Source organism: Pseudomonas sp. GL_091, assembly GCF_057837725.1.
In genome coordinates this window covers 268287-292788 of sequence record NZ_CM174451.1, presented here as the reverse complement: position 1 = coordinate 292788, position 24502 = coordinate 268287, and the positions used below count along the sequence as shown (strand labels likewise).

At 55.4% G+C, this 24502-nt stretch carries 22 protein-coding genes and 2 pseudogenes; 11 read left to right on the top strand and 13 right to left on the bottom strand.

Annotated features, from left to right (window positions below):
• Positions 1-76 precede the first annotated feature (76 nt).
• Positions 77-433, top strand: coding sequence for a hypothetical protein (locus AC3ITY_RS01325; protein WP_489307222.1), 357 nt, complete (start codon positions 77-79; stop codon positions 431-433).
• Complete coding sequence (locus AC3ITY_RS01320) at positions 379-873, top strand: hypothetical protein (RefSeq protein WP_489307220.1); 495 nt, start codon at positions 379-381, stop codon at positions 871-873. Before AC3ITY_RS01325 ends, AC3ITY_RS01320 begins: the two co-directional genes overlap by 55 nt.
• A gap of 4 nt (positions 874-877) precedes the next feature.
• Here AC3ITY_RS01320 and AC3ITY_RS01315 read toward each other — a convergent pair whose 3' ends face one another.
• Positions 878-1162 (bottom strand): hypothetical protein, encoded by a 285-nt coding sequence (locus AC3ITY_RS01315; RefSeq protein ID WP_489307218.1) that lies wholly within the window; start codon positions 1160-1162, stop codon positions 878-880.
• A gap of 277 nt (positions 1163-1439) precedes the next feature.
• Here AC3ITY_RS01315 and AC3ITY_RS01310 point away from each other — a divergent pair, with 277 nt between their 5' ends.
• Positions 1440-2351, top strand: coding sequence for an Abi family protein (locus tag AC3ITY_RS01310; protein WP_489307217.1), 912 nt, complete (start codon positions 1440-1442; stop codon positions 2349-2351).
• A 186-nt stretch (positions 2352-2537) separates the two neighbouring features.
• Here the strand turns inward: AC3ITY_RS01310 and AC3ITY_RS01305 are convergent.
• Positions 2538-2870 (bottom strand): annotated as a pseudogene (locus tag AC3ITY_RS01305) (phage portal protein); the annotation flags it as partial.
• 316 nt (positions 2871-3186) lie between these two features.
• Between AC3ITY_RS01305 and AC3ITY_RS01300 the strand changes: the two are divergent.
• Complete coding sequence (locus AC3ITY_RS01300; protein WP_489310746.1) at positions 3187-3507, top strand: isochorismate lyase; 321 nt, start codon at positions 3187-3189, stop codon at positions 3505-3507.
• A 119-nt stretch (positions 3508-3626) separates the two neighbouring features.
• Here the strand turns inward: AC3ITY_RS01300 and AC3ITY_RS01295 are convergent, their stop codons facing one another.
• Genes AC3ITY_RS01295 through AC3ITY_RS01285 form a run of 3 tightly spaced genes read right to left on the bottom strand, consistent with a single transcriptional unit; the run spans position 3627 to position 5255 of the window.
• A complete protein-coding gene (locus AC3ITY_RS01295) occupies positions 3627-4337 on the bottom strand; it encodes an SDR family NAD(P)-dependent oxidoreductase (protein ID WP_489307215.1) in 711 nt (236 codons plus the stop codon).
• 43 nt (positions 4338-4380) lie between these two features.
• Positions 4381-5037: a DsbA family oxidoreductase gene (locus AC3ITY_RS01290; protein WP_489307213.1), complete on the bottom strand. Its 657-nt coding sequence runs from the start codon at positions 5035-5037 to the stop codon at positions 4381-4383.
• Entirely contained in the window at positions 5034-5255 is a 222-nt protein-coding gene (locus tag AC3ITY_RS01285; protein ID WP_489307211.1) for a tautomerase family protein, read from the bottom strand. Before AC3ITY_RS01285 ends, AC3ITY_RS01290 begins: the two co-directional genes overlap by 4 nt.
• 488 nt (positions 5256-5743) lie before the next feature.
• On the opposite strand from AC3ITY_RS01285, the gene AC3ITY_RS01280 reads away from it, so the two are divergent.
• Entirely contained in the window at positions 5744-8893 is a 3150-nt protein-coding gene (locus AC3ITY_RS01280; protein ID WP_489307210.1) for a phosphoribosyltransferase-like protein, read from the top strand.
• 84 nt (positions 8894-8977) lie between these two features.
• Here AC3ITY_RS01280 and AC3ITY_RS01275 read toward each other — a convergent pair whose 3' ends face one another.
• Positions 8978-9262: a helix-turn-helix domain-containing protein gene (locus AC3ITY_RS01275; protein ID WP_489307209.1), complete on the bottom strand. Its 285-nt coding sequence runs from the start codon at positions 9260-9262 to the stop codon at positions 8978-8980.
• Positions 9252-9335 (bottom strand): annotated as a pseudogene (locus AC3ITY_RS01270) (transcriptional regulator); the annotation flags it as partial. The pseudogene AC3ITY_RS01270 and the gene AC3ITY_RS01275, both read right to left, overlap by 11 nt.
• A gap of 751 nt (positions 9336-10086) precedes the next feature.
• Here AC3ITY_RS01270 and ltrA point away from each other — a divergent pair.
• Positions 10087-11403: a group II intron reverse transcriptase/maturase gene (ltrA, locus tag AC3ITY_RS01265; protein ID WP_489306487.1), complete on the top strand. Its 1317-nt coding sequence runs from the start codon at positions 10087-10089 to the stop codon at positions 11401-11403.
• 245 nt (positions 11404-11648) lie between these two features.
• On the top strand, positions 11649-11930 hold the full coding sequence (locus AC3ITY_RS01260; protein ID WP_489307208.1) for a DUF3077 domain-containing protein: 282 nt from the start codon (positions 11649-11651) through the stop codon (positions 11928-11930).
• 223 nt (positions 11931-12153) lie between these two features.
• Here the strand turns inward: AC3ITY_RS01260 and AC3ITY_RS01255 are convergent, their stop codons facing one another.
• The 6 genes from AC3ITY_RS01255 to AC3ITY_RS01230 all read right to left on the bottom strand — a co-directional run bounded on the left by AC3ITY_RS01255 (position 12154) and on the right by AC3ITY_RS01230 (position 19959).
• Positions 12154-12444 (bottom strand): helix-turn-helix domain-containing protein, encoded by a 291-nt coding sequence (locus AC3ITY_RS01255; RefSeq protein ID WP_489307207.1) that lies wholly within the window; start codon positions 12442-12444, stop codon positions 12154-12156.
• Positions 12445-12688: 244 nt separating this feature from the next.
• Positions 12689-13975, bottom strand: a complete 1287-nt coding sequence (locus AC3ITY_RS01250; RefSeq protein ID WP_489307205.1) for an OprD family porin — start codon at positions 13973-13975, stop codon at positions 12689-12691.
• Between the two features lie 261 nt (positions 13976-14236).
• The gene (locus AC3ITY_RS01245) at positions 14237-14908 is read right to left on the bottom strand and encodes a DsbA family protein (protein ID WP_489307204.1); all 672 of its coding nucleotides are present in this window, start codon (positions 14906-14908) and stop codon (positions 14237-14239) included.
• A 302-nt stretch (positions 14909-15210) separates the two neighbouring features.
• The gene (locus tag AC3ITY_RS01240) at positions 15211-15423 is read right to left on the bottom strand and encodes a hypothetical protein (RefSeq protein WP_007972820.1); all 213 of its coding nucleotides are present in this window, start codon (positions 15421-15423) and stop codon (positions 15211-15213) included.
• Between the two features lie 243 nt (positions 15424-15666).
• On the bottom strand, positions 15667-16773 hold the full coding sequence (aguA, locus tag AC3ITY_RS01235) for an agmatine deiminase (protein ID WP_489307202.1): 1107 nt from the start codon (positions 16771-16773) through the stop codon (positions 15667-15669).
• Between the two features lie 273 nt (positions 16774-17046).
• Entirely contained in the window at positions 17047-19959 is a 2913-nt protein-coding gene (locus tag AC3ITY_RS01230) for an aminotransferase (protein ID WP_489307201.1), read from the bottom strand.
• A gap of 176 nt (positions 19960-20135) precedes the next feature.
• On the opposite strand from AC3ITY_RS01230, the gene rfbC reads away from it, so the two are divergent.
• From rfbC to AC3ITY_RS01210, 4 genes are all read left to right on the top strand, one after another.
• Positions 20136-20681: a dTDP-4-dehydrorhamnose 3,5-epimerase gene (gene rfbC / locus AC3ITY_RS01225; RefSeq protein WP_223457431.1), complete on the top strand. Its 546-nt coding sequence runs from the start codon at positions 20136-20138 to the stop codon at positions 20679-20681.
• A gap of 93 nt (positions 20682-20774) precedes the next feature.
• A complete protein-coding gene (locus AC3ITY_RS01220; protein WP_489307199.1) occupies positions 20775-22583 on the top strand; it encodes a sensor histidine kinase in 1809 nt (602 codons plus the stop codon).
• The gene (locus tag AC3ITY_RS01215) at positions 22580-23974 is read left to right on the top strand and encodes a sigma-54-dependent transcriptional regulator (RefSeq protein ID WP_489307198.1); all 1395 of its coding nucleotides are present in this window, start codon (positions 22580-22582) and stop codon (positions 23972-23974) included. Before AC3ITY_RS01220 ends, AC3ITY_RS01215 begins: the two co-directional genes overlap by 4 nt.
• A 40-nt stretch (positions 23975-24014) precedes the next feature.
• Entirely contained in the window at positions 24015-24470 is a 456-nt protein-coding gene (locus AC3ITY_RS01210) for a YiiD C-terminal domain-containing protein (protein WP_008003181.1), read from the top strand.
• Positions 24471-24502: the final 32 nt, after the last annotated feature.

Sequence of the window (24502 nt, the reverse complement as noted above, 5' to 3'; positions counted from 1 at the left end):
TCTCGTGCTCTCGTGCTTGGACTTAATAAGGGAGCCATCTAGAATCTCTTTACGTAAGTCCCCCATGGAAGACCCCATGAAAAACGACAGCGAAGAGACGACTAAATTTGATGAGCTTGGTTTTCTTTCTGATAGTGCAATGGGGCTTATACCCGAAATAAAATTCGTAAATAAAAACTTATTCGACCTTAGCGACCAAGCAAACAAATGTTTGCAGTCTCTGGCAACCACTTCGTCAAATCGTGAACATGTAACACCCCTAGACCCCCAGACGATATGGACTACGACCCTCATACGTTCAGCATCTCTTTATCAAGGATTTCTGATCTTGATTGAACGGGGAATGATTACGGAAAGCGAAGTACTCGCAAGATGCTTATGGGAAAACGCTTTTTTATCGCTGCATTGGATAAAGACCCAAGCGAGGTTATAAAATTTCTCAAAGAATCAAACTTAGACTCAAAAAAAGGAATGTCCAATACATTAATAAAAAATAATCTTATTTATAAAGCACACCCTCACTATGTGAAAATAAACGAAATAGCTACCGAGAAAAGAACCAGAGCCGAAACAGTAAAATATATCGCAGGCCTAGGACCTTTATCGGCCAGCTACTTGACCTACAGCAAGCTTTCTAATGACTCCACTCACTTTTCGGCGTCTAGCCTTAGAAAGTATCTAACTATTTCTACCGAAGACAGTAGCTGGACAGGTTTTAAGATGGGAGCAGGCGAAGATGCGGACATTAGAGAAATACTGAAAGATGGCCTTCGGTGCGTCATAGCCATTGCTATTGGTGGAAGTACCCACTTATCTGAAACAGCTATTAATCATCATCTCGTATTAATCGCGAAAAATATGGACAATTGTTGAACAATCAGCATGAGCGTGGGGCGGGTCCATCCCTGTCTACCACTTCAGCGGGTAAGCGCTGACGCTCCTCGGTCATCACCTGCTGGAGCAGATGTAAGGCAGTCAGGTTTCCGCCAAAGTGGTCGCGCCACGCCTGGTGAGTGGTTTTATACAGGCCGTCGATTTCTGCGATCACACGGCGGTAGCGCTCAACTTCGAGCACCAGCCGCCGGCTTTCGGGATGCAGGCTCCAGATGTAGCGCAGTTCGGCCTGCGTCACAGGCCGGAATGGGGGCAGATCGCGTGCCATAAAAAACGACCAGTACTGTATATTTTAACAGCAGTTTTACCTGGGAATGGCGGTTCGTATAGCGCCACTGGGCGCATTGCGCCACAGCACATTTTCATTGGTTCTAGACATCACTTTGCCCTGAAGTGACGATCAGAACGCACCAAAGTGATTGACCACTATGTCAAAGACGAATAACCTTAAGTCAACACACTCGCCACACGTCCTGCCCAACGGGTAGGGTCCTGCCTCAAAGCAGGCGTGCAAAAGGCGAGTTTTTTTTGCCTGGAATTTGAGCATGGCCAAGAAGGCGCCCGTGACGAAGCTCCCATTTGCGAAAACAGCTTTTACGCCCCAAGCCCTGCTCGCCAAGCTGAAAATTCAAGGTCTGATCGTCAACGATGACGACATGGCCCTCAAATACATCGCGTATGTAGGCCATTTCCGACTGAAAGGATATTGGTACCAGCTACAAGACTCCGCGACCAAAAACTTCCTGCCAAACACAACGTTCGAGCATATCTGCCAGCGCTATGAGTGCGATCGAGAAATCCGCGCCATTATTATGGAGTCGGCGGAAAGGCTTGAGGTCGCGGTGCGCACCGTGATCTGCAACCTACTGAGCCTCAAGTACTCCCCGCACTGGTACCTGAAGATGGAAATTTTTGCCCCGAAAGGACGTATTGGCATCGGGCAAATGCTGTCGAAAATTGAGGGCGAGGTTGAACGGGCATCATCCCGGCTTTACATAAAAGCCTATTACGACAGTTACGACGATCCCTACCTTCCGCCCAGCTGGGCCATGAGCGAGTGCGTGACACTGGGCACCTGGTCGAAAATCTTCGCAATGCTAAGAGATCCGACCGATCGGAAAGTCATCTCGTCAAAATTCGGTATTACACAGGTTGAGGTTTTTGAAAGCTGGCTGCATGCATTGACAGTGCTTCGGAACATGGCAGCCCACCACGACCGATTCATCGACGTAAAACTTGGGGTTTCCCCAACCAATCTGAAGCTCAAAGGCATCAAATTCACCGACAACAAGACGGTCTATGCCTCGTTGACAGTGATTCATGTCCTGCTGAGCTCGATAGGATTCAACGGCACCTTCAAAGCAAGGCTCGCCTCAATGGAGGAACGGTATGGTGCCGCGCACTTCCAGTGCATGGGCTTTCCTGAGCACTGGAAGACTGACGCCAAAGGCTGGTGACTCCGGACAGGGTCACCAGTTGAAGTAGACCAACTCGTTCACTTCAATACCGCCGTTCCCGCCTACGGTATGTCTCAAGGGCACCTCCTTGAGACGCAACCCCGCGAAAACCTCCTGGACTCTCAGGTGGTCACCGACCGAGATCACCATCTTGCCCCGGATTGAGCGGGCCAGGTCTGACATGGCTTCGAAGGTTTGCCATGACAGCAATTTGTGCGGAAAGAAGGTGCGAGCCAGCATGTTGCGCTTGTAGTTGAGGCCCGACTGCAGGAACACACTCGCCCTGGATGACTTGGCCAGGCCATCCAGCGACATCGGCGGCTCATACCAGCGCCCATTTAGCCAGCATTCCAAGTAGTCGAGAATACCCCCGCTCATCGAGCACTGGGGGTCGGATCACCAAAAGTGAAGGCTTCCATGCGTCCGCCAGTCGAGGGCAGCAATTCGCCCTCGACAACGGATTTGCTCGGTGCTGACAGTTGCCGGTAGTTGCCGGTAGTTGCCTCGACGTTTGCTCATCAATAAATATCCATGAACCCGGTATTGCCGGAGGTCTGCCCTTCAAGCGGTTCGTTTTGCAGTGCGTGGAGTAGCGCCCAAGCCATGTCGGTCCAGCCCGTTGTGAATCACGTCGTAGGCCTTGAGCACCACCGTTGCCCGCTGCCTGATCGATCAACGTGGTTTAAAGAGTTCGCCGATCCGCCTTAGCCAAAAAACCGCTCATCGTGCGGCGGACAGCGGATTTTATGGTATTCAGGCTGTATCGCTCACGGCAGACAGCGTGCCGATACTTCTTCCAAAGGCCCACGAACTTTCAGCAAACGGAGTTAACTACATGGACGTCATCAATCAGTTGCAGCCCGAAGAGTGTGCAGGCATGGAGGATATCCGACGCGAAATCGATGCCCTTGATCAGGTTGTTATCAAGCTGTTGGGCAAGCGTTTTCACTATGTACTGGCTGCCTCGAAGTACAAGACCTCAGCGACTTCGGTGCGTGCTCCGGAGCGTTTCAAGGCCATGTTGGTGACACGACGCGAGTGGGCCGAGGCTGAAGGCCTGAGCCCGGATGCCATCGAGAAAATGTACAGCGATCTGGTGAACCACTTTATTGCAGAAGAGATGAAACACTGGGCGGCTCATCAATCCGACACCTGACTCTAGTATCCGGATCCGGACTATCTATATTGGGTTGATTCCTGGTGCCGCACCATACAAAACAAAGCCCCTGCAGAAATGCAGGGGCTTTGTTGTTTCCGGGGTTTAAAAAAGCGCTTTCAGTGCCCCGCGCTCTGACCACCGTCCACGTGCAGGATTTCGCCAGTCACAAACTTGGCGCCGTCCAGATACACGACCGCCTGCGCAATATCATCGATCTCGCCCATGTGCCCGACCGGGTGCAGATTGCCCAGCGCGGCGTGGGTTTCTTCGCCGTGCATCAGGGTCTTGATGATGCCGGGGCTGACGGCGTTCACCCGGATCCCGCGCTTGGCGTATTCGATGGCCAGGGATTTGGTTGCCGCGTTGAGGCCGCCCTTGGTCAGTGAAGCCAACACCGATGGCACGCCGTCGATGGCGTGATCCACCAGGCTGGTGGTGATGTTGACGACGTGGCCGCTGCCTTGCTTTTCCATCTCGGCGATGGCGAGTTGGGTGATGTAGAAGAAGCCATTGACGTTCACCGACAACACATTGGCGTAGTCTTCTGCGGTGTACGCAGTGAACGGCTTGGCGATGAAGATCCCGGCGTTGTTGACCAGGGTGTCGATGCGACCGAAACGGGACATCGCTTCACGGATGACGCGCTGGGCGGTTTCCGGCTCGCCGATGTCACCGGCCACAGTGAGGATGTCCGGATCGGTGGATGGTTTGATCGAGCGCGATGTGGCGACGATCCGGTAACCGAGTTCACGAAAGGCTTTGACCATGCCATCGCCGAGCCCCTGGGATGCGCCGGTGATGACGATGACTTTTTTCGAAATGCTCATGATGAATACCTCTGACAATAAAGAATGGGGTAGAAATCTGTAATCAGGCTTCGGCCGGGGCGTTCGCCATTTGTCGCAACATCTGTTCGTAGTACTCGACCGATTGCGAACCGGACACCAGGTGGCGACTGTTCAGCACCATGGCCGGGACCGAGTTGATGCCGTGCTGGCGGTAATACATTTCAAGCTCACGCACTTCGTTGGCGAATGCGTCGGACGTCAGCACTTCTCTCGCACCTGCCGCATCCAGCCCCGCTTCAGTCGCCAAACGCACCAGCGTTGGCTGATCGCTCGGGTTCAGGCCTTCACTGAAGTAGGCCTGTAGCAGCACCTTCTTCAGCTCGACCTGCCGGCCTTCCTGCAACGCCCACAGCAACAAACGGTGCGCATCAAAGGTGTTGTAGAAGTGCGTGCGCTTCTCCAGATCGAACTTGAAGCCGATGGCCTCGCCGCGAGCGATCTGCATGGCCTTGCCAGCAGCGACGTCGTCGGCCGTTCTCCCGTACTTGCGCATCAAGTGCTCGACCGCTTGCTCACCTTCGGCCGGCATGTCCGGGTTCAACTCGAACGGCATGTAGGTCAGCTCGACCGAGACTTCCCCGGCCACGTTCTCGATCGCCTGCTCCAGCGCCGTCGCCCCCAGTGCGCACCAGGGGCACACCACATCGGAGATGAAATCGATGGTGACGGAGGACGTCATGACTGCCCCTCCGCCTCGGCCAGCTGCTTGCGGTACTGGGTGGTGGTGATGCCGGCGTAACCCCAGTTATCGGTGTCGACTTCCTCGATCACGATGTGGGTCAGGTTAGGGCGTTTATTGAGCACGCGCTCCAGTGTTTCAGTGATCTCGGCAATGACCTGAGCTTTCTGCTCAGTGGTAACGCCATCGCGGGTGATGCGTACGGTTACGAAAGGCATGAGGGAAACTCCAGTGACCTTCCCGTCGGGATGATGGGAGAGGCGTTGGAGATGAATGTATGGGGTTGGCGAGAGGGGATAAAGGTGGGGGCGGGAACTTCATTCGTTACGTGGTGTAATTTATTCGAGCAAATAAACGGAAAACACTAATCTTTTTGGTGGAGTCTCTCATTTGAGGCCATTTCAGCTCCTGTGACCTATAAATACATAACAAACGCTTAAGTACGTGCTGTGGCGTATTTTCACCAACCAAGCGCAGCATTCCTCAATACTCATTGCGAATGCCTTGCGCGTGATGGCTAAATACCACCACACGCACAGAACTCGGCTTTGGATTTCATAGGTGCTGATCTGGTGACTACGCGACGTCTAGAAGCTCAAAAAGCCCATGATCTAGGAAACACGATCTTTACTAAGCCACTCGAAAACAACAAAAACCAAATAATACCCGCTTCTCAATTCAAAAAAACTGACAAGGAATTTCTGACGTGACACAAGAAAATCGAATTGAGGAAAAGTTTGAAGAACTCGACAAACACCCGAACAACGAAACACTAAACTCATTATTTAAGGCTATATGCACTTACCTAGGACTAAACCAAGCCACACCCCAAGCATCGCTACTAGACCCAGGAAATGACAATCCAACAAAAAAAGTCGCCGCTTCTTGTCTACTTCGAATATTGAACAAACATTCAAACTTACTCTGGGACGACAGCAATCTACGACTCAAAGTAATAAACATGCTGAATGAAATTTATTCGCACCAAATCTATAAAATCATAAATATAGACAGCAAAACAAATAGCCATGAAATTTTTGCCGCGCTACAACCATTACACTCAGACACTCTAGCAGCCTTTGATAAAATAAGAAGCTCAATTGTTAGTATCGAAACCGCCACAAACATACGACGACCATATATAAAACTATTCAGCAACCCAATAACAGAAATCTTCACACTTAATCAAATTTATGATTCATCTCTAGTATCAAAAGAACGTATAAATGAAGTATTCAACGGGCTAGAACAATATAGCCAGGCAGACAAATCTCATGCATCTACAGCCTTTACAAGATTGAAGGATATATGCAACAGCTATTTGACGGACATTCAAACTCATGACCGAAATACTTATACACACACTATAATAGAAAAAATACTAACTGCCATCTTCATTACAGCACAACAAAATTTTGATCAAAGCGGGTTACACAGTCCAGTCAGTCTAGCCATTCACACGTCAGAAAGAAAATATCCACTACATACTCTGAATGAGTATTTCGCTGTAAAAATTTCTATAACAAACTCGGGCCCAGGCGTAGCCTTCGACACAAAAATTTCTATTGTAGACACCGATAGCGCTCTGGAAATCGATACCGATGAAATCAACTTAGGAAATATAGAAGCAGGAAAGCATGAATTCGTACTAAGAGCGCGAGCAATTTCTACCTGCCAATCCGCTCCGTCTATTCTTGGAATTTTGTCATGGGCAAATTACGAAAGTGAGCGGACTGAGGAAGACTTTGAAATATCGGTCATACCACAAAATGGAACAATCGATTGGAATTTAATAAAATATCAACAACCATATAGCTTGGAGTCCATTGGCAACGAAGCTGAGCTTATCGGCAGAAAGGACCTTCTCGAAAATATATCATCTAAACTTTCTTTAAAAAAAGGAGAGTCCTCGATAATACATGGGCAAAAACGGGTTGGTAAAACGTCACTCGCGAGAACCATTCAAAATAGATTCGAGGAAAAAGACAACTACACCACTATATTTTTAGAGACAGGCAGCTTAGATAAAACCTCCCCAACTAATTTTATTCGCTCACTAGCCAACAAGATAATTCGCCGCCTTAAAACAAAGTTCCCTATTGCGAACAGTGAAAGTTATGAAATCAACGCTTCATTACACCCCCTCGTGTCATGTATAGAAGATATCGTCAGTTCAAACAAAGAGGCACGCATAGTAATAATCCTCGATGAATTTGATGAAATTCCGCCACAACTCTACCCATACACTGGAGAAGGTGATTCTTTTTTTCATAACTTGCGTAGCTTAAGCGGCGAAAGTGGGGAGGGACGAGTTTCGTTAATTTTAGTCGGTGGCGAAAACATGAACGTGATCATGCAAAGCACTGATAAACTTAATAAATTCGACGCTTGGAATGTTGGCTATTTCGATAAATCAGAGTACTGGGAAGACTTCAAAGAACTATTAACTGCGCCAGTGAACGGCTTAATTGAATACACTGACGATGCCATATTGAGCCTATATGAAGTCACGGAAGGAAATCCATTTTATACAAAGTTCGTTGCTAAAAACCTATACAAAAAAATGTGCGAAAAACGTTGTGCATTTATCTCGACTGATGAGATGCAGGATGCTATCCGCGACACCGTATTGCATATGGAAGCAATCAATCTAAATCACTTTTGGAGTGATGGTATTCGAGTCGAAGACTCCGAGAGAAAAGATTTAATTGAGACACAACGAAGAAGGTTTCTAATAGCGTTTGCAGACAAGCTAAGATCAAACGGCATCGTGGAAAAAAACTCTATTCTAGAAAATAAATCTTTATCTACAATTCCATGCAAGGAAATCATCGAGAGTTACACTGCCAGAAATATTCTTGTTGAAGAAGGTGGCTTACTTCGAATCAGACCAAAACTTTTTGAGAACTGGTTAATTGAGAAAGGCGTCCACACACTTAGAGCTTCGTTTGCAGACGAGGACGCGCAAAGTGCATTTAACGAGAGGGAAAGCGCGGCGTATATCGCAGACGCTGAGATAATCGAACTTACTGAAAAGTGGGAACTTTACAAAGGAATGCAAGTCGGTCCATCTCACGTCAGAGCATGGCTAGCGCAATTTGAAAACAATATAGAGCGCCAATTAGCCTTTAAACTACTGCAACATATAGATTTTTATGGCGAGGCTAGGATAAGAGAAAAACTAGTAATTATCCACGACGCAATTAAGCGAGAGATTGTACATTCAATAAAGGTCGGTGAAAGACTACGAAAAGATATATTGATCAGTGCTTTTGGAACGCTATCAAAAAGCGGCGCGACTTACGTAAGAATGTATGCCAGCGAAAACGGAATTACAGCTCACAGTATAAAACCATACGCAGACCTACGTAAAGCAATACAAGCAGACGAGCTAATTAAAGCTGTGGTTTTCATTGATGACATGATAGCCTCAGGAAAAACACTGATTGATTTCTTGACAGCACTAAACACGGATATCGGTGACATATTAGAGCAGCGAGGAATATTAGTTGTCGTAGGTGTAATTTGTGGAATAAACGAAGGAGTAGATAACGCACACAACTTTATTTCGAGTGAAAAATTTGGATTCAAAATCACACTTAAAGTTTGTGACATCTTTGAAGATAGCAAAAAGGCCTTCGGTCCTGACTCCACTATCTTTGATGGTGATCAAAAGACCAGAGCTCAATTAATGGCCCGAAAGCATGGAGCGAAACTACAGAGCCGAAACCCTCTTGGTTATCAAGACTCGCAATTGCTAATTGTATTCAAGGACAACTGCCCTAATAACACACTTCCTATTATCTGGGCTTCGGCAAATGAGCCGAAATGGATTCCTTTATTTAAGCGGAGCTAAATATAGTTCACTACACACTCAAAAAAGGGGCACACATGTATCAAGTAAGTATCGGTTGTTTACATTACGCAGCCCCTTTTTTCTTTAAACAACTTGCAGATCACGCAATGCCTCAGGATGCTGACTCGCAACACGCAGCAGCGTCCGCGCCGCCCCCGTCGGGAGTCTCCGTCCTTGCTCCCAATCCTGCAAGGTTCGCAAACTGACTCCAATCAGCTTGGCAAACGCACTTTGAGATACACCCACTTTGGCCCGTGCTTCAGCTGCCGCAGACAGCGGCACCTCTGCCACCCGAGCAGCTTTGCCTGCTTTCATTTGACGTACAGAGTCCATCAAGTCCTGCTGGAATTGCTCCCGTTCATTGACCATTGCTGATTTCCTCCGTCTGTTGCTTAAGGAAGGCTGCGGGTAAGTCGTCAAATTTCGCCTTTGTGTAAGCAATTGTCCGTCTATACGGCTCTGCCGTACAACCAAATAATGCACACTTGTCTGATTGGAGCCAACAAATGGGGTAAATCACCGCAACTGATCCTTTAGCGAATAACACTGAAAACAGCCAAAGCCACCACCTAGCCACGATTGCTCATCCTCCCACCTCCAGCTACCTTCAACCCGTCGCTGCCAATTCAGCGACCGGGCCTGATAACCCGAGTAAGATACGGGCGCACAAGCGCCACCAATCACGATTGCGGCGCTTTTTTGTGCCTGCATCTCCGTGTAATGGCGGCTATGCGTGGGAGACCTTCGGGTCTGCCGGGTTCGTGCGCCCAGCATGGGCGCAATCTTGTGGGTGCAAGTCCCACCGTAAGTTGACCACAGCAAACGAAGTGAAGCGCAACTGCATGAGGGTGACCGAGTGTGGGGAGGAAGCGTGGAGCGAAGCCGCGAGCTGATGTACAAAAATCGAATATGAGGCGAAGTCGGCCAGGGCGAGCGGGCGAATAACCGCGAAGCTCTAGTGGTCAAAAGGGCGACGACGTAGATTCGGCAGTTGTGCGGTGAAGGATTGCGTTCTTACCTGGGGAGATCTCGCCTAGCGCCTGAAAGGGCGACGGCGCAAGCCGGAGCGAGAAGTCAGCAGAGGCCGTAGTAGTCTTTTTTTTTTTAAGACGAAGGGCCGAACGAGAGAGAGCGTAGTAGGCCACCTTGATGCGACACGACCGGAAGTCAGATGCCTGCCAAACGCGGGGCGGATGCGGAGAAAGAGCGGTGAAGCCGTGAATCTCCCTGTCAGCGACGAGGCATGTTGCCCGCAAGGTGATACCGAAAGCGCAGGGCAAGGGTTGCTGCAATGCGCCTTTGCGAGAGAAAACCTGCAACAAGCGTGGAAGCGAGTCAAAGCCAATAAAGGTGCAGCGGGTGTCGACGGTCTGGACATTGATCAGACAGCTCAACATTTGCTGACAGAGTGGGCTGGGATTCGCCAACAATTGTTGTCAGGGGCGTATCGGCCCAGCCCGGTACGCCAAGTGGTCATCCCAAAACCCGACGGCGGCGAACGCGAGCTGGGTATCCCGACGGTCACCGACCGCCTTATCCAGCAAGCACTACTGCAAGTTTTGCAGCCTCTACTTGATCCTACCTTCAGTGAACACAGCTACGGTTTTCGTCCGGGTCGTAATGCTCACAGCGCGATTCTCGCGGCACAGCACTATGTATCCTCGGGCCGGCAAATCGTGGTGGATGTGGATCTTGAAAAGTTCTTTGATCGAGTCGATCACGACATTCTGATTGATCGTTTAAGCAAACGGATTGCAGAGCAGCCGGTTATCCGGCTGATCCGGGCTTATCTGGACGCCGGAACGATGAAGGATGGCGCGGTTGAAAAGCGCCGTTGCGGGGCGCCGCAAGGCGGCCCGTTATCGCCCTTATTGGCGAACGTGCTGCTGGACGAAGTGGATCGTGAGCTCGAACGCCGAGGGCATTGCTTTGTGCGCTATGCCGACGATGCGAACGTTTATGTTTGCAGCCAAAAGGCAGGCGAGCGAGTAATGGCATTACTCCGGCGCCTGTATGAAAAGCTGCACTTGAGCGTCAACGAGAGCAAAAGTGCAGTGGCGAGTGCGTTTGGCCGCAAGTTTCTGGGCTACGAGTTCTGGTCCAGAAGAGGCGAAGTCAGGCGCGCGGTTTCATACAAAGCACAGAAGCAGTTCAAGCAGCGAATCCGCCAGCTTACCCGGCGCAACTGCGGCCGCAGTATGCAGCGGGTTGTCGATGACCTTCGCCGGTATCTGTTGGGTTGGAAAGCGTACTTCAGTCTGTCGCAAACTCCGAAAATCCTGCGTTTGCTGGAGGAATGGATACGGCACCGACTAAGGGCTATTCAACTGAAACAATGGAAACGCGGAACGACGGCTTTCACAAAGCTGCAGGCGCTGGGCGCCAATAGGGATGATGCACAAAGAGCAGTGGGAAACACCCGCCGCTGGTGGCGTACTAGCTGTCTTGGGTTGAATCGGGTGCTGAATCTGGCTTGGTTTGACCGCCTGGGATTGCCGCGTCTGTCCTGACCTCAATCTCTCGAACCGCCCGGTGCGGACCCGCATGCCGGGTGGTGTGGCAGGGGAACGGCAAGGCCGTCCCCTATGCCGATCTGTATCTCCGGTTTATCAGCCCGCGCATAGCTGCCACCCATTCGCCTGATAACGAACGTGGCAGCTCTCATTTTGATACGGGAGTTTTGCTCATGAATGCTACTGATCCGTCTGCTTCAAAAGTCATTTACCACCTCCTGGCGAATAGGAGGTGAAGCTCAATGACCAATCCCCAAGATCTCAAAACTATCGGCCTCACCCACTTCTCCTTCCACGCTAACGAACCGCTGTTTCGCGTCACTGCCGGTGTCCCGGTCATCCAGGCGCTCTACCACGCCTCCGATTTACTGCATGTTGCCAAGTTACTCGCATCTGACGCGGCCATGGTTCGCGAAACTGATCGGCACGCTTGGGCGTCGCATTTTTTGCAGGATATGAGCAAGGCGATCATCGATGATGTGGTGAAGGTGCTGGACTCACCGATGAACAATCGCAATCAATAACGTCGTCGCGTCAATCTGAAGCGCTAAGACGTGTCGCAATTTTTCACTTTTTGCGACACGTCTTCCGAACATGTCGCCGCGGACGACACGCTCGAAAGACGTGTTACCGAAATCTAGTTTTGACGACATGAGACATCCAACAAAAAAATCGCAGCCTGAGGGAGGCTGCACTTTTTTGTGACGGGGCTGAAAACACCGCAATCATTGAGCTGAAATCGACTGATTAGTGACCCAACGCTGCAAGCACATGCTCCGGGTCGTTATGAATCGCTCGCAACAGTGCACGGGCAGGCCCCTCAGGATCACGACGTCCTTGCTCCCAATTACGTAGCGTTCCCACGGGAACATCAATTCGCTTGGCAAACGCGGCCTGGGAAAGTCCCGTGGCGAGACGAATTTTTTTGACCTGTGCAGCATCGACATGGAATTCACGCGATGGCTGCCGTTCACCACGGTCGATCTCATCCATCTGCGTCATGCTTTCAACAAGACGATTGAAGAGATTTTTTTCCATTATTTCCATCCTTTATTGATGGCCCGGAAGACGTTAAAGGTCAGTGGTAAAAATCGGCATCTCGATGAAGATCATGCAGTCCCCACTATGCGCCAATGGCGTACAGCGCGAACTCTAGGTGTCAGGATAGATAAGGGCAATTAGTCTTTCGTTTCAGCGTTTTTATTCAAAAAAAGCCCCGAACCAGTCGGGGCTTCTTCTTTTGTCTCAGCCTTGCATCAGACCTCGACACCACAACCCATCATCAGAAAATATTGATCGGGTAATCCACAAACACACGCACTTCGTTGCCGCTGACGTTGTACTCGCTCGACTTCTGCGACACGCGCAAGACCGAGCTGCGCAGTTTCACGCTGAGGTCTTTGGCCGGGCCGCTTTGGACGACGTATTTGATCTGGTTGAAGATCTCGCGCTCGGTGCCGCCTTCGCTGGTGGACGTGGTGATGTTGTCGCCGCGCACATAGGCCACGTTGTAGCTCAGGCCCGGTACACCGAAGGTGCTGAAGTCCAGGCCGTAGCCCAGTTGCCAGCTGCGTTCGTCTTCGGCGTTGAAGTCGGACCAGTAGGAGTTCGCCAAGTAGATGGTGTTGCCACCGTCGCCGATGCGACCCTGGTCTTTCTGGTAGCCGCCGTAGGCGTAGCCCAGGTTGCTGTCGCCGGTGCTGCGCTGGTGCGCGAGGGTGAACGAGTGCGGGCCGGTGATGAAGGTGGCCGCCAGGCTCCAGATTTTGTTGTCGTCGCCGGTGATACCGTTTTCGCGGACGTAGGAGTCTTCCAGCTTGATGCGGTAGCCGTTGAAGTCCAGGGTCAGGGACTGATCCTTGTCGATCGGGAACACGTAGTTGGCGTTCACGTATTGTTTCTTCAGCACGTCTTCGACGTCGGAAGCGTACAGCGCAGCCTTGAATTGCTCGGTGAACTGGTAGCTACCGCCCAATACGTTGATCGACTTCAATCCGCCGCTGTCACGGCCTTCAGCGCTTTTTCGCGATTCGGCGGTGAAGCGACCGGCGTCCAGTTGCAGGCCTTTGATCTCTTTGGAGGTGATCAAGGTGCCGGTGTAGCTTTCCGGCAGCAGGCGCGAGTTGTCGTAGTTCAGCACCGGCAGGGCCGGCATCTGGTCGCCGTAGGTCAGGGTGGTGCTGGACAGGCGGAACTTGATTGCTGCGCCGCCTTTGGACAGGTCGTCCGCCGGCTGGCCGCTGTCGCCCTTTTTGAAGAAATCGATGCCTTGCGCGCCGCTACGGTCTTCGCTGCGCTCCAGGTTCAGTGCGTACAGCCCGAAAGCATCCACACCCACACCCACGGTGCCTTGGGTGAAACCGGACGAGAACGTGCCGATGGCAGCCTGGCCCCACTCGGATTTATCCGGGTTGCCGTCTTTGAAGTCACGGTTCATGTAGGCGTTGCGCAGCAGCACTTTGAGGCTGCTGTCTTCAACAAAACCCTTGGATTCGGCCTGGTCGTTCGCCATGGCCTGTGTAGCACTCAACATCCCCAGAGCGATCAGGCTGATTCGCTTGTTCAACATCGTGTTCTTTTCCTTATTTCCGGTTGATACGCGCTGTGTCGAACGGCCGAAACGGCGCTATCGCGCTCTTTTTTCATGACGAAAACAAAAAGGCCCGCCCACGATTTCTCGCGGCGGGCCTTTTTATAATTTTTGATCGTGGCGGTCGGCCACAGGCGTTGGGCCGAATCGTAGCTGCGCCCTCAACGATGTGTCAATTTCATGAATCTTCTAAAAACAGGCGAAAACCGTCTAAGAAATTGCTTTACGCGGCAGGAATATTCAATCAACGCAGCCATCGAGGCCACAGGCTGCTACGGAAATATTTGCGTCCTGATCAGGGAGCGACTGACTCAGCCACTGCGCAAATGCCTGGGGTTTGCCCAGCCATGGCCCGATATCGATCAGGGTGAACTGGTCATTGTGCTCAAGCGCCAGGGTCGGAAAGCCCTGCCCGCCAACCTTGGCCAAAAGAGCCCGGCTGTTCCTGATATGGCCTTCGGTGTCGGCCGCCCTGAAGGCCCTTTCGAAGGCTTCGCGGTCCAGCCCCATGCCGTGGGCAAGTTCAAACAGTACCGATTCGTCGGCGATGCGGCGCCCCTCCACGTAGTGAGCACTCTGCAAACGCCCCAACAACTCCAGCCCGCGACCTGCCATTTGCTCGGCAGCCAGCACCGCAGCGATGGGTGGAGCCGAGTCGAACACGGCGCTGTGATCACGCAACAGACCTTCGAAATAGGCTTCACCGAACGGCTGCCCGCTGTATTCGGCAATGCGCCGGTCGTGGGGAATGACGTAATTGCGCAGTTGTGGCGAAACCTTTTGCCGATTGGCCCCCGTCATCATGCCGCCGCCGTGGGCAATCACGGGCAGCACAGCCTGGGCGGCCTGCAACAGCGGTTTGGCGCCGTAGCACCAGCCGCACAAGGGGTCGTAGATGTAATGCAGGATCATGGGAAGGCTCCGACAGGAATTCAGGAAAATTCGATATCGGCAGGTTAGTGCCGCAGCGGCCCCGGAAAAACGCCAGATTGGCTTTCAGTCTGTTGCTTGAATCGGTCGAATGGTTGCGTCTCAAAACCCTGTGGAAGCTCGCGATAGCGGTGGGTCAGTCGACATTTATATTGATTGAACGGACGCCATCGCGAGCAAGCTCGCTCCTACAAGGGATCGTGGTGATTGCATGAATCTGCGCGCAAAAAAAAGCGCTGCCATCCCGGCAGCGCTTTTTCTTGTTCAATCCGTTGTTGTTCTTCTTATCCTTCCATCACATCCCACAACGCATCCAGTTCCGCCTCGCTGAATAAACCAGCAGGGTAACGCTCGATCATCGTCCGGCGCGGATCAGTTTCGCTGATCTGACGCATTCCATTGGACTTGAACCAGTGCGCCAGGATCTGGAGCGATTCGCTATTTACTGCCAGGGGATGCAACGCCTTGTCGCTCACTACGTTCACTTCGGCGTTCATTTCAGCGCTCTCTCCCGGTTTGTGAGCGGCTAACTTATCCAAGGTTTATGACAGAACATCGAAGTCCTCCCCACCCCGAGTTACAACAGCAGAGATACAAGAGCTGTGCCAAGGTTTCTGAAGTGTGGCCAAGCGGATACAAAAAAGCCCGCAGGCCTGTAGGGCCGCGGGCTTCGTGCAACGCTGGTGGCTGATCGACAGCCTGAGGGATTTCACAATCAACTCAAGCTGTTACGACCTCACTCACTCCTTGTGCGGCGCGGGTTGCTGCTGGGTAAGGCAGTGAATATTGCCGCCCCCCAGTAACAGTTCGCGACCAGGCACCATCACCACTTCATGCTGTGGGAACAGGTTCTGCAAGATTTCCTTTGCCGGGCCATCCTGCGGGTCGTCAAAGCTCGGCGCGATGATGCCGCCGTTGACGATCAGGAAGTTCACGTAGGAACCGGCCAGACGAACAGTAGGATTACGTTCCTGCGTACCATCGACTGGATCGACTCCGGCGCACTCTTCTTCGGTCGCAAACAGCGGACCCGGGATCGGCATCTTGTGCACCGTAAATGGGCGACCCTTGGCGTCGGTGCTGCTTTGCAGCACTTTCATCGCCGCCTGGCAGCGCGGGTAGTTCGGGTCCTGTGGATCATCGGTCCAGGCCAGCAGCACTTCACCCGGACGCACGTAGCAGCAGAAGTTATCCACATGGCCGTCGGTTTCGTCGTTGAACAAGCCATCCGGCAGCCAGATGACTTTATCCACAGCCAGGTTCGCACTCAGGACCGCTTCGATTTCCCCGCGATTCAAGTGTGGGTTGCGATTGCGGTTGAGCAGGCATTCTTCGGTGGTGATCAGGGTGCCTTCGCCGTCGACGTGAATCGAACCGCCTTCAAACACGAAGCCTTCGGTGCGGTAGCGCGGGCTGCGCTCGATCTCGAGGATCTTGCCGCCGACCTGCGTGTCACGGTTCCACGGCGAATACAGGCCACCGTCAAAACCGCCCCAGGCATTGAAGTCCCAGTTCACGCCACGGACTTCGCCACTGTTGTTGATGACGAAGGTCGGACCGGAGTCGCGAACCCAGGCGTCGTCGCTGGACATTTCCAGCACGCGAATATTCGGCACGTCCAGACGGGCACGGGCGTTTTCGTACTGGCCGGCGGAAACCGCCACGGTTACCGGCTCGAAACGGGCGATGGCCTTGGCCACTGCCACATGGGCGGCTTGTGCCGGTTTGCCCCCCAGGCGCCAGTTGTCCGGGCGCTCTGGCCAGATCATCCAGGTCTGGGTTTGGGGTGCCCATTCGGCTGGCATGTAGAAGCCGTCGGCGCGAGGGGTGCTGTTCAACGTGGTCATGGCTCAGGACTCCGGAGTGACATTGATACCTGACAGAAATGGAAGCGCATTGGTACACGCCGTGGACTGGCCACTTTATATCCGATAAATATCGGCTTTTAAAGCACCTTACATCCAGAGTTACAAAAACAACCGATAGAAAGTCGATATCAATCGAACTAAACCACCATCCCTGTGGGAGCGAGCCTGCTCGCGATGGGGTCGTGTCAGTCAACAGAAACTTCGACTATCAGACCGCTTCGCGAGCAGGCTCGCTCCCACAGGGGGATGTGTTTACAGGCCTTCTGCGAGCACCTTCGACAGCATGTCCACGAAGAAGTCCACGCTCTGGCGCGAAGTGACCATCGGCGGCTTGATCTTGAGGATGTTCAGGTAATCGCCGGTCGGCTGCATGAAGATCCCCAGCTCGCGCAAGCGGTCGCACAGTGCGGTGGTTTCTTCGGTGGCCGGCTCCAGGGTTTCGCGGTTGCGGATCAGTTCGACGCCCAGGTAGAAACCGGAACCGTGCACCGCGCCCACTAACGGATGAATATCGATCAACGCTTCGAGGCGCCTCTTGAAGTGTCCGCCAACGACCTGGGCGTTCTCCCAGAGTTTTTCCTCTTGCATCACATCCAGCACGGCCATGCCGACCTGGCAGCTGACTGGGCTGCCACCGGCGGACGAAAAGAAGTAACCCTCGGCCTCCAGTGCCTCGGCGATTTCCCGGCGGGTGATGACCGCGCCCAGTGGCTGGCCGTTACCCATGCCCTTGGCCATGGTGATGATGTCCGGCACCACGCCCTGCTCTTCGAAGCCCCAGAAGAAATTGCCCATGCGCCCGTAGCCCACCTGCACTTCGTCGGCGATGCACACGCCGCCCCTGGCCCGGACCATTGCATAGACTTGTTTCAAATAACCTGGTGGCAGCGAGATACCGCCGGCATTGCCGTACACCGGTTCGCAGATGAAACCGGCCAGTTGGCGATTCTGCTCGGCGATTTTCGCCAGGTTGTGCTCGACGCTACGCACATAATCCGGCGCGCTGTCTGGGCCACGGAATTCACCGCGATAGGTGTTTGGCGCGGTCACCGGGTGCACCCAGTCCGGGCGGCTACTCAACGCCTTGGGGTTGTCGGCGATCGAGGTCGACACCGAATCCGCGCCCACCGTCCAGCCGTGATAGGCCTCCAGCACACTGAGCATGTCGCGGCCGCCGCTGTAGGCCCACGCCAGGCGAATCGCCAGGTCGTTGGCCTCGCTACCGCTGTTGACCAGGAACACGCGGTCCATACCGTCAGGGGACAACTTCAGCAAACGTTCGGAGAACTCGGCCACAGCTGCGTAATTGAAGCGCGAGTTGGTGTTGAGCAATGACCACTGGCGACTGGCGACGGCGGCCATGCGTGGATGGCCGTGGCCCAATACCGCGACGTTGTTGAGCATGTCGAGGTAGGAGCGGCCCTGCATGTCGATCAAATGGTTGCGCCAGCCGCGTTCGATGCGCGGCGGATCAACGTAGTAGTGCTTTTGCGTGCGGGCGAAGCTGGCATCGCGCCGGGCCAGCAGGGTCGGTCCGTCGAGCTCGGCTTCGGCATCACAGGCCAGCCCGAGCAACGCAGCCGGCGATGGGCACAACGCTTGCCAGGTCGCCGCGCGCGAAGGAGTACAGAACAACGGCGCATTGATCGACGCGCTACGGCACAACTGCACGATCAAAGGCCCGCTGACCGAACCCAGTACCTGGCCTTTGACCAGGGCCGCGCCGCTGTGCAGCGACGGCGTGACGCCCCAAAGCCGCACACTCAATTGCGGACCGTCCAGTTGCAGCACGCCCGCCGATGGGTGATGCACCACCCCGGCAAACGGTGCTTCGACCGCCGTGCCCTGAGGCACACGCAACTCGACGTGCAACGGGCAAGTGTCAGGTTCAGCGGCGCTGTCCGGGCGGGTGTGGGACAGGCGGTATTGCCCGTAACGACTGGCCGCCAGGCCATGTGCCACGGCCGCTTCATCCAGCAGGCGCTGATCGACGCCCTCCTGCTCCCAGTTCCCCGCTTCGAAATGCGGACTGAGCACGCCCAGGTCGATCAAGGCGAACTCACGCCCCACTAGGCTCGGCAACAGCGGCGCGAAGCCTTCGCTGCCGATGGTGGGCAGGTTCTGGCCGACGGCGGTGAGGATCGCCGCTTCCATCAACGCCAACGGCACCGACGTGGCCACACGGAAGATTTCCCATTCATGGACCAGATTGTCGCGGCTGTAGGCATTGCCCGGATCGATGCTGACCTGCTGTTCGCCGCTGAGCACCAACACCGCCGCGCGGGCGACGATCAACGGCCACAACGCCAGTAGTTCTTCGTGCTGCAACGGGTTGACCGCGTGATACGCCTGGATTGCCGGCAAAATGCAGAACGGATCGCCCTCGCCATGATGCAGCAGCGCGGCACAGGTCACCGACAGATCGGTAATGCGCCAGGTGCGCACCAAGTCGCCGAAATCGATCACGCCTTGCAGCTGCCAATGGCGCTGCGCATCGCGCTGCCACACCACGTTGTCGTCGGTGATGTCCATGTGAATGGCCTGCACCGGCAGTTTGTCCTGCAGTGGCTGCAGATGCCGCTCGGCTTGCCCGGATGCATCGACGATCAGTTTGCGCCGGGCTTCATCCTTGATCACCGGCAACAAGTGCGCGATCAGGGCGTGAGCATGGCGGGCGTCCCATTGCAGGGTTCGCACCAGACCCGGATGGTCGAAATCCGCCAGGGCCAGGTCCATTTCACCGCACAGGCGACCGAAGCCAGACACCACCGTCGGGTTGAAATAGCCGAGGCTCGTCAGCGGCTGGCCTTCGATGTAATCGAGCAGGCGAACGTGCACCGCCTGGCCACCCACGTCCAGCGACAGCAGGTCTGCGCCGTTTTTCGCCGCGATAACACGCGGCACCTGTACATCGGGGTGCTCGCCCAGATGCTTGAGCCCGGCATGTTGTGCTTGAAGTTCCAGTACCGAGTAGTCGCCACGGCAGATTTTCAGGACGAAACGTCCCCGCTCGCTGTCGACTCGGTAGTTCAGGTCTTGCTGGCTGCCAAGGGCCTGCAACCTGCCGCTGAACCCGTAATGTTCCTCCAGCAGCCCTAGCGCTTGCTCCGCAGACACCTGCGGGCTGGGCAAACTGGCGCGATGAATCAACGTGGCGAGCGGCATACAACGACCCCTGAAATTTTATTAGGCGCCTATATCGCCACTGGTTCGGGTGATACGCAACCCCCCGGAAGCCGGTATGGGGGCATTTGTGGGAGCGGGCTTGTTCCGGTACTCGCCTCGAATGGCGCTTTGCGCAAGAATGACGGCCATCAAACGCCTGTTACTGGAGAAACACCATGAATGTAGTGACCACCGACCTGCCCGGTGTTCTGATCCTCGAACCCAAGGTCTTTGGTGACGAACGTGGTTTCTTCTACGAGAGCTTCAACGCCAGGGCTTTCAAAGAGGCCACCGGACTGGACACTGAATTCGTTCAAGACAATCACTCCCGTTCGCAGAAGGGCGTGCTGCGCGGTCTGCATTACCAACTGGAAAATACCCAGGGAAAACTGGTTCGCGTCACGGTCGGTGAAGTGCTGGACGTCGCCGTAGACATCCGTCGCAGCTCACCGCACTTCGGTAAATGGGTCGCTGTGCGCCTGTCTGCCGACAATCATCGCCAGCTCTGGGTCCCGGAAGGTTTCGCCCACGGGTTCGTGGTCTTGAGCGAGTTTGCCGAGTTCCTTTACAAAACCACTGACTACTACACGCCATCGGCCGAGCGCAGCATTCGCTGGGACGACCCGGACCTGGCCGTCGACTGGCAACTGCAAGGCACGCCGCAGCTGTCGGCGAAAGATCAGGCCGGGGTATTTTTCAAGGATGCCGACGTCTTTGCCTGATAGGCCGGCTGAAGCTCGCCGATCAAGATGCAGCTGACCCAAGGCGGGCAAGCCTAGGCATAATGCGCCTGTACCCACAGGCGCATGCTGCTCATGAAACCGACTCTCCCCTCCAGACCCCGTTGGCGCAGCCTGGCCCTGCTGGCACTGTGCCTGGCGCCGTTGCTGTGGCCGCTGGAGCATCTCGCCGAGCGTTATTATCGCAGCGAGCTGGCCAGTCAGAATCGTCAGACCCTCGACCTCTACGTCGCCAACCTCCTGGGTACCTTGCATCGCTATGAAGTGTTGCCGCAGATCCTCGGCGACCTGCCGGCCTTGCGCGCCGTGCTCGGTGCGCCGGACGATGGCGTCACCCAAGGCAACGCCAACCGCCTGCTGAAAAACATCGCCACCCAGACCGGTGCCGAAGTCATGTACCTGATGGACGTCACCGGCAAGACCCTGGCCGCCTCCAACTGGGACAAACACGACAGTTTTGTCGGGCGCAACTTTTCCTTCCGGCCGTATTTCAGCGAAGCCATGGCCGGGCGGCTCGGGCGTTTCTTTGGTTTGGGCACGACCTCCGCCAAGCGCGGTTACTTCTTCGCCGCTGGCGTGCGCGATGGCGAAAAAATCGTTGGCGTGCTGGTGGTCAAGGTCGACCTCGACCACACCGAAAGCCTGTGGGGCAAAACCCCGGAACAACTGCTGCTGACCGACCACAATGGCGTGGTCATTCTCACCTCGCGACCGGAGTGGCGATTCCGCTCGACCCGCCCGTTGAGCGAGGACGAAAACAAAGCCATCACGGCGATCCAGCCCTATCCAACCCGCGATCCACAACCGCTGAAGCTCAACCCCAACGCCTGGCTGACCCAGACCCAGCAGATCGCCGAAACCGGCTGGGACGTCAGCATCCTCGCCCCGCGCACCTTGATCGACCGTCCGGTGCGCACGGTGGTGGCCATCGGTGGCGCAGCGTTGCTGGTGTTGATGCTGCTGCTCGGCCTGATGATGCAGCGCCGTCGCCATTACCTCGAACGCATCGCTTTCGAAGCCAAGGCCCGCCGCGAGCTGGAAGGTCGGGTCGCCGAGCGCACCAGCGACCTCGAAGGCCTGAACCGGCGCCTGAAACAGGAAGTGCTGGAACGCGAACAGGCCCAGCAGGAGCTGGTACGCGCCCAGGATGACCTGGTGCAGGCCGGCAAATTGTCGGCACTGGGCACCATGTCGGCGAGCATCAGCCACGAACTCAATCAGCCGCTGGCAGCGATTCGCAGCTACGCGGAAAACGCCGAAGTATTGCTCGATCACCAGCGCACCGACGATGCCCGCGGCAACCTCAAGCTGATCAGCGAATTGACCGGTCGCATGGCCTCGATCATCGCCCACCTGCGCGCCTTTGCCCGGCGCGACCGCCACGCCCCGGAAAGCGTCGCCCTGCAACCGGCGCTGGACGATGCGCTGGCCTTGCTGGCCAAGCGCCGACGCAGCATGGAAGTCGAACTGATCCGCGACTTGCCCGCCGCCACCCTGTGGGTCGAAGCCGGGGAAACCCGCTTGCGCCAGGTACTCGGCAATCTGCTGGCCAACGCCCTGGATGCCCTGACGGAAAAAGGCCCGCCACGTAAACTCTGGCTCAGTGCCCAATCCACGGCCGATGGCGTCAACCTGTACATTCGCGACAATGGCCCCGGCTTTTGCATGGAAGCCCTTGGGCGCGCCAGCGAGCCGTTCTACACCACCAAGACCCGCACCCAGGGCCTCGGTTTGGGGCTGGCGATTTGCGAAACCCTGATGCGCGCCTTCGGCGGTGAACTGTCGTTCGCCAACCACAAGGAGGGCGGCGCCCTGATTACCCTGAAGCTGCGCGCAGGCGCACCGGGCGTGAGCCTGCAACCGTCCGAGGACCGAAGTGCATGACCATCGACAACCGCATTCAGGTCGTGTTGATCGACGACGACCCCCACTTGCGCCAGGCCTTGAGCCAGACGCTGGACCTGGCCGGCCTGAAAATCCTGCCGCTGGCCGAAGCCAAGGGCCTGGCCGCGCAACTTGAACGCGACTGGCCAGGGGTGGTGGTCAGCGACATCCGCATGCCCGGCATGGACGGTCTGGAACTGTTGACTGAACTGCACACCCAGGACCCTGAGCTGCCGGTGCTGTTGATCACTGGCCACGGCGATGTGCCGCTGGCAGTGCAGGCCATGCGTGCCGGGGCCTATGACTTTCTGGAAAAACCCTTCGCCAGCGACGCCCTGCTCGACAGCGTGCGCCGCGCATTGGCCCTGCGCCGACTGGTGCTGGACAACCGCAGCCTGCGGTTGGCCTTGAGCGACCGCAACGAGCTGAGCACGCGGCTGGTTGGCCACTCACCTTCGATGCTGCGCCTGCGCGAGCAGATCGGCGCCCTGGCGGCGACCAGGGCCGACGTGCTGATCCTCGGCGAAACCGGCGCCGGCAAAGAAGTCGTGGCCCGGGCGCTGCACGATTTATCAAGCCGTCGCAACGGTCCGTTCGTGGCGATCAACGCCGGTGCCTTGGCTGAATCAGTGGTCGAAAGCGAGTTGTTCGGCCACGAGCCCGGCGCCTTCACCGGCGCGCAGAAACGCCGCATCGGCAAGTTCGAATTCGCCAATGGCGGCACGCTGTTCCTCGATGAAATCGAAAGCATGAGCCTGGATGTGCAGGTCAAATTGCTGCGCTTGCTGCAAGAGCGGGTGGTTGAACGCCTGGGCGGCAACCAACTGATCCCGCTGGACATCCGCATCATCGCCGCGACCAAGGAAGACCTGCGTCAGGCGGCCGATCAAGGGCGTTTCCGTGCCGACTTGTATTACCGCCTGAACGTCGCACCGCTGCGGATCCCACCGCTGCGTGAACGGGGCGAAGATGCGCTGATGCTGTTCCAGCATTTTGCCGATGAAGCCAGTGCCCGCCACGGCTTGCCGCCCCATGAACTGCAACCGGGGCAACGTGCCTTGCTGCTGCGTCACTCCTGGCCCGGCAACGTGCGCGAGCTGCAAAATGCCGCCGAGCGTTTTGCCCTCGGGCTGGAACTGGCCCTCGACAACAGCACGCCGGAAGGCGGCGCTGGCAACAGGATCGAGGTCGTCAGCGGCGGTTTGAGCGAGCAAGTGGAGAACTTCGAAAAAACCCTCATCGCCGCCGAACTGGCACGCTCGCACAGCTCCGTGCGCAGCGTCGCCGAAGCCCTCGGCATTCCGCGCAAGACCCTGCACGACAAACTGCGCAAACACGGTCTGAGTTTCGCCGACAGTGGCGCCTCGGCCCACCCTGACGACCTCGACTGAGCTAACGTCCAATCATCCACTTCACGCTAGAGGCCCCTGAATGAGCCGCGACAGTCGACAACTGGAATCCGTTCTCCATCACGACATTCCCCTCACCCGGGACATGGGCCTCAAAGTGCTCGACTGGCATGACCAGCAACTGCGCCTGCACTTGCCGCTGGAAGCCAACGTCAACCACAAGAGCACCATGTTCGGCGGCAGCCTGTATTGCGGCGCGGTCCTGGCCGGTTGGGGCTGGCTGCATTTGCGTCTCAAGGAAGAAGGCATTACCGACGGGCACATCGTGATTCAGGAAGGGCAGATCAGCTATCCGCTCCCGGTGACGGGGGATGCCAACGCCATTTGCCAGGCGCCGGACCCGGTGATCTGGAAGAAATTCCTGACCACCTTCCAGCGATACAGCCGAGCGCGGTTGACGCTGCATACACGGGTCGTCAATGAAGGTCGTGATGAGGATGCGGTGAGGTTTGTCGGGCAGTACGTGTTGCACCGCTGAACTTCAGATCGGTAAGAAACCCTGTGGCGAGG

Excerpts from the sequence above, each read along its gene's own strand:
- aguA (WP_489307202.1), bottom strand. The coding sequence starts at position 16,773 with ATGACCACGTTGAACAGCACCCCTCGCGCCGACGGCTTCTACATGCCA.
- AC3ITY_RS01320 (WP_489307220.1), top strand. The coding sequence starts at position 379 with ATGGGAAAACGCTTTTTTATCGCTGCATTGGATAAAGACCCAAGCGAG.
- AC3ITY_RS01255 (WP_489307207.1), bottom strand. The coding sequence starts at position 12,444 with ATGGAAAAAAATCTCTTCAATCGTCTTGTTGAAAGCATGACGCAGATG.
- AC3ITY_RS01210 (WP_008003181.1), top strand. The coding sequence starts at position 24,015 with ATGAGCCGCGACAGTCGACAACTGGAATCCGTTCTCCATCACGACATT.
- AC3ITY_RS01260 (WP_489307208.1), top strand. The coding sequence starts at position 11,649 with ATGACCAATCCCCAAGATCTCAAAACTATCGGCCTCACCCACTTCTCC.
- AC3ITY_RS01315 (WP_489307218.1), bottom strand. The coding sequence starts at position 1,162 with ATGGCACGCGATCTGCCCCCATTCCGGCCTGTGACGCAGGCCGAACTG.
- AC3ITY_RS01245 (WP_489307204.1), bottom strand. The coding sequence starts at position 14,908 with ATGATCCTGCATTACATCTACGACCCCTTGTGCGGCTGGTGCTACGGC.
- AC3ITY_RS01300 (WP_489310746.1), top strand. The coding sequence starts at position 3,187 with ATGGACGTCATCAATCAGTTGCAGCCCGAAGAGTGTGCAGGCATGGAG.
- rfbC (WP_223457431.1), top strand. The coding sequence starts at position 20,136 with ATGAATGTAGTGACCACCGACCTGCCCGGTGTTCTGATCCTCGAACCC.
- AC3ITY_RS01250 (WP_489307205.1), bottom strand. The coding sequence starts at position 13,975 with ATGTTGAACAAGCGAATCAGCCTGATCGCTCTGGGGATGTTGAGTGCT.
- AC3ITY_RS01290 (WP_489307213.1), bottom strand. The coding sequence starts at position 5,037 with ATGACGTCCTCCGTCACCATCGATTTCATCTCCGATGTGGTGTGCCCC.
- AC3ITY_RS01230 (WP_489307201.1), bottom strand. The coding sequence starts at position 19,959 with ATGCCGCTCGCCACGTTGATTCATCGCGCCAGTTTGCCCAGCCCGCAG.
- AC3ITY_RS01295 (WP_489307215.1), bottom strand. The coding sequence starts at position 4,337 with ATGAGCATTTCGAAAAAAGTCATCGTCATCACCGGCGCATCCCAGGGG.
- AC3ITY_RS01240 (WP_007972820.1), bottom strand. The coding sequence starts at position 15,423 with ATGAACGCCGAAGTGAACGTAGTGAGCGACAAGGCGTTGCATCCCCTG.
- AC3ITY_RS01285 (WP_489307211.1), bottom strand. The coding sequence starts at position 5,255 with ATGCCTTTCGTAACCGTACGCATCACCCGCGATGGCGTTACCACTGAG.
- AC3ITY_RS01220 (WP_489307199.1), top strand. The coding sequence starts at position 20,775 with ATGAAACCGACTCTCCCCTCCAGACCCCGTTGGCGCAGCCTGGCCCTG.
- AC3ITY_RS01310 (WP_489307217.1), top strand. The coding sequence starts at position 1,440 with ATGGCCAAGAAGGCGCCCGTGACGAAGCTCCCATTTGCGAAAACAGCT.
- AC3ITY_RS01275 (WP_489307209.1), bottom strand. The coding sequence starts at position 9,262 with ATGGTCAATGAACGGGAGCAATTCCAGCAGGACTTGATGGACTCTGTA.
- ltrA (WP_489306487.1), top strand. The coding sequence starts at position 10,087 with ATGCGGAGAAAGAGCGGTGAAGCCGTGAATCTCCCTGTCAGCGACGAG.
- AC3ITY_RS01215 (WP_489307198.1), top strand. The coding sequence starts at position 22,580 with ATGACCATCGACAACCGCATTCAGGTCGTGTTGATCGACGACGACCCC.
- AC3ITY_RS01325 (WP_489307222.1), top strand. The coding sequence starts at position 77 with ATGAAAAACGACAGCGAAGAGACGACTAAATTTGATGAGCTTGGTTTT.